Below are 871 nucleotides of genomic sequence, written 5' to 3' on the forward strand. Positions count from 1 at the left end.
GGATTGATTAGTTTTTGAAAAAAATCATTTGGATGATCAATACATTGACCATTAGGTGTTATAGAATTACTAGGGCATACAACAGGAGGTTTAATTTTATCTGCGATTTTATTAAGCAAATCTTGAGTATTTATTAGCAGTTTTTTGCTAATTCTTTAATGTTTTCAGAAAAATAGTAAGATATAACACTTCCTCCAGCAAAAATAATTATACCAAAAATAATTTTTCCTCTAAACAAGATAAGTGCTATTTCTTTAGAAATATCTAAGCCTTTTTTTAAAACAAAATCTTGTATAACTTCTTCTCCTAATTTTACTAAAACTTTAGTTATATCACCATTGTTAATATACTCTAAGGTATATTCAGTAATTTTTAGTTTGCTATCCACTTTATCTGTAATAACTTGAACTTTTTGAATATAAGGTTGTAGGGTTTCTTTCGTGGGAGAGTTGGGGGAAAGGTTGAAGCCACTGCTAAAAAAATCGAAAGTATTACTTGCTTTTTCTATTCCTTCTCTACTACTTTCTATAACCTCTTGTCCTTCTCTTAGAGCTTCTTTTATACTTTCTTTAATGTTAATAGTAGTATTGTTTTCATTATGAACACTAGTATTATTTTCATTTGCATTCATCTAAGGCCTTTTGGATTTTGTTTAAATAATTACCTATAAAGATTATTATTGCTTTATGATTACTTTTCCACTTTTTATTTATTTCTTCATTAGAAAATTCTAGTGTATCTAATTTTTTAAGTGTATTATAACTTTCTTTCACTTGTTTGAATATTGTCAATTTGTCTTTAAAAGAACATAATTGGGTGTTGTAAAGTAAAAACATTCCTTGAATTGATACTTTTGAGTAAAGAGCCATAG

1 protein-coding gene and 1 pseudogene are annotated in these 871 nt (G+C 26.8%); both read right to left on the bottom strand.

The features are described 5' to 3' along the window. Positions 1-133: 133 nt before the first annotated feature. Complete coding sequence (locus L8X33_RS08635; RefSeq protein WP_263670502.1) at positions 134-631, bottom strand: hypothetical protein; 498 nt, start codon at positions 629-631, stop codon at positions 134-136. Then, positions 618-871, bottom strand: a pseudogene (locus L8X33_RS08640) (hypothetical protein); the annotation flags it as partial. The pseudogene L8X33_RS08640 and the gene L8X33_RS08635, both read right to left, overlap by 14 nt.

Source organism: Campylobacter sp. CNRCH_2014_2849 (assembly GCF_025772845.1).
GTDB classification, from domain to species: domain Bacteria; phylum Campylobacterota; class Campylobacteria; order Campylobacterales; family Campylobacteraceae; genus Campylobacter_D; species Campylobacter_D lari_D.

Coding starts and splice junctions, on each gene's coding strand:
- L8X33_RS08635 (WP_263670502.1), bottom strand. CDS start 631: ATGAATGCAAATGAAAATAATACTAGTGTTCATAATGAAAACAATACT.